Origin of the sequence: Neglectibacter sp. X4 (assembly GCF_009917365.1) — a bacterium.
Classification (GTDB): domain Bacteria; phylum Bacillota; class Clostridia; order Oscillospirales; family Acutalibacteraceae; genus Acutalibacter.
The window spans coordinates 1-1893 of the sequence record NZ_QWLE01000142.1 but is presented as its reverse complement, the minus strand read 5'-3'; the positions used below and the strand labels follow the sequence as shown (position 1 = coordinate 1893).

Sequence of the window (1893 nt, the reverse complement as noted above, 5' to 3'; positions counted from 1 at the left end):
TATCCTGCTTCCCGTACATCAATGTGTAAGAAAGCCCCCATGTGTCACGCCTTCCACAACCTGACACATAGGAGCCGGAACCTACCCACCAAGGGGCGGTCTATGGAGATTGTAACACAGACCGCCCCGCCTGACAAGAAAGGATTTTATACTATGGGAATTTTGAATAAACTGCAAGCTGATGAACTGTTTCGCCGTGAAGCTATTCTGATTGGGCGAGATGATGTATTGCCCGTGTCTAAGGCCGTGGCGCTCTTTGGGAAAAAGGCCGTATCTTTCGCCAAGGATAAGGAATTTAAGCATTGGGGCGCTTTCGGCGTGGGTGACTTCACTGCCGACTATCTCAATTACACCGGCTTCCTTGCCGCTGTCAGCTATTACAACGTGGAACAAATGAAAGTGAGGTAATTACATAATGGATAAATTTATTTCCAGTATTCAGGCCGTCAAGGTTCCCGAAAATCTTGACTTGATCCCGGACGAACTGAACGCCATTAAGGCTGAAGCCGCTGAACCGTTTGACATAATCCAGATTGCCTTCCAGTGCGGCTTCATGCGGGGGCAGGGTGCCGCCGCCGATGATTTCAAGATGGGCATGGAGCCGGTGAAAGACCGGGTGCAGAAAATCCACTCCACGATCCTTGCCGTGGCCTGTGCGCTGGATCGGATCAAGGAAAACGGCTGTGAACCGGCGCAGTTCGCCCCGGCCCTCTATGGGGTTGACCTTGAAATGGTGAGTTTGAAACGGGATATTGATATTGCTTTGGGCGCTGAAGGGTAAGGTGATATTGTGGAGCATACTAAGATTGTCAACGGCGAACACTATGTTTCCACTGTGGGGGTTGTCCTGCTGGCCTTGCATGGATGGCGCACAGAACGCAAAGAACCCTGTCAAAACGCCTTGCGGCGCTACTGTGAATATCTTGCCATGCACGGCTACGGGGCTGGTTCTACGACCATTTGGGAGCACTTGGCGGGGATGGGCGATCGGGAAGCCACCCGGTGGATTGAAAATACCTTCAAGCGGTTTGTGGCTGATCCTGTGGCGGCTGTCGAGTATGTTTTGGGGATGGTGGTACAATGCCAGTGAAAATCCATATCAGCTATACCCCGGACGATGAAACGATCGTTGTCCAAGCTGTGGCATACCTGAAGGGCATTTTACCCGCCCTAAAAGTCAAGAAAACGCCTGGAAAGCCCCCCTATAATAACGTGTATTTCATTCCCAAAAACGCCAAAAAGCCTACAAAATAGCTCAATAAAGGCTTGACCCCCTACCCCCCTATGTGGTATAATTAGGCTATCAAAGTACCCCACCCCCTACCGGGTGGAAGCTGTGCGAAAACGGCGTGGGAACTGTCTGCTATGGACGGTTCCCACGCTTTTTTCATATTTAGCCGCACTCACGGCGTAAAACATGGAGGAATAGACGATGGATGAAAACAAGGCCACCAACACCAACCCGGAGAGTGGAGCCGGGGAAAAGACCTTCAGCCAGGACGATGTAAACCGCATTGTGGGCGAACGCCTTGCCGCCGAAAAGCGCAAGGGGGAAGCCGCCCTTGCTGAGAGGGAACAGCAGTTGGCCCAGCGTGAATTGCTGTTGACCGCCAAAGAGAAATTGACCGAAAGCGGCCTTCCTGTGGAACTGCTGGACGCTCTGAACGTGTCCAGCCCGGAAGCCATGGAAAAGGCCATTACCACCCTGAAGGGTGTGATCGACAAAATCAAAGCGGAAGCCCGGCCTGTCAAATTCTACGGCGCTAAACCCGCTGAAGCTGGCAGATCGCCGCAAATGGGCGGTGATTCCCAGCTTAGAAAGGCTATGGGGCTTTCCTGATCCAAGAAAGGAAGTGCCAATAAATGGCAAATACCGTTAATCTCGTTACTGCC

At 52.0% G+C, this 1893-nt stretch carries 5 protein-coding genes; all 5 read left to right on the top strand.

The window, feature by feature from the left end:
• Positions 1–102 precede the first annotated feature (102 nt).
• The 5 genes from D1841_RS17180 to D1841_RS17160 all read left to right on the top strand — a co-directional run bounded on the left by D1841_RS17180 (position 103) and on the right by D1841_RS17160 (position 1840).
• Positions 103–408 carry a hypothetical protein gene (locus D1841_RS17180; RefSeq protein WP_161880181.1) on the top strand — a complete coding sequence of 102 codons (306 nt, stop codon included), beginning with the start codon at positions 103–105 and terminating at the stop codon, positions 406–408.
• 7 nt (positions 409–415) lie between these two features.
• Complete coding sequence (locus D1841_RS17175; RefSeq protein ID WP_160644868.1) at positions 416–781, top strand: hypothetical protein; 366 nt, start codon at positions 416–418, stop codon at positions 779–781.
• A 9-nt stretch (positions 782–790) separates the two neighbouring features.
• Complete coding sequence (locus tag D1841_RS17170; RefSeq protein WP_160644866.1) at positions 791–1090, top strand: hypothetical protein; 300 nt, start codon at positions 791–793, stop codon at positions 1088–1090.
• Positions 1081–1254 carry a hypothetical protein gene (locus D1841_RS17165; protein ID WP_160644864.1) on the top strand — a complete coding sequence of 58 codons (174 nt, stop codon included), beginning with the start codon at positions 1081–1083 and terminating at the stop codon, positions 1252–1254. The genes D1841_RS17170 and D1841_RS17165 overlap by 10 nt, the downstream gene beginning before the upstream one ends.
• Before the next feature lie 178 nt (positions 1255–1432).
• Positions 1433–1840, top strand: coding sequence for a DUF4355 domain-containing protein (locus tag D1841_RS17160; RefSeq protein ID WP_161880180.1), 408 nt, complete (start codon positions 1433–1435; stop codon positions 1838–1840).
• The last annotated feature ends 53 nt before the right edge of the window (positions 1841–1893 follow it).

Excerpts from the sequence above, each read along its gene's own strand:
- D1841_RS17160 (WP_161880180.1), top strand. The coding sequence starts at position 1,433 with ATGGATGAAAACAAGGCCACCAACACCAACCCGGAGAGTGGAGCCGGG.
- D1841_RS17165 (WP_160644864.1), top strand. The coding sequence starts at position 1,081 with ATGCCAGTGAAAATCCATATCAGCTATACCCCGGACGATGAAACGATC.
- D1841_RS17175 (WP_160644868.1), top strand. The coding sequence starts at position 416 with ATGGATAAATTTATTTCCAGTATTCAGGCCGTCAAGGTTCCCGAAAAT.
- D1841_RS17180 (WP_161880181.1), top strand. The coding sequence starts at position 103 with ATGGAGATTGTAACACAGACCGCCCCGCCTGACAAGAAAGGATTTTAT.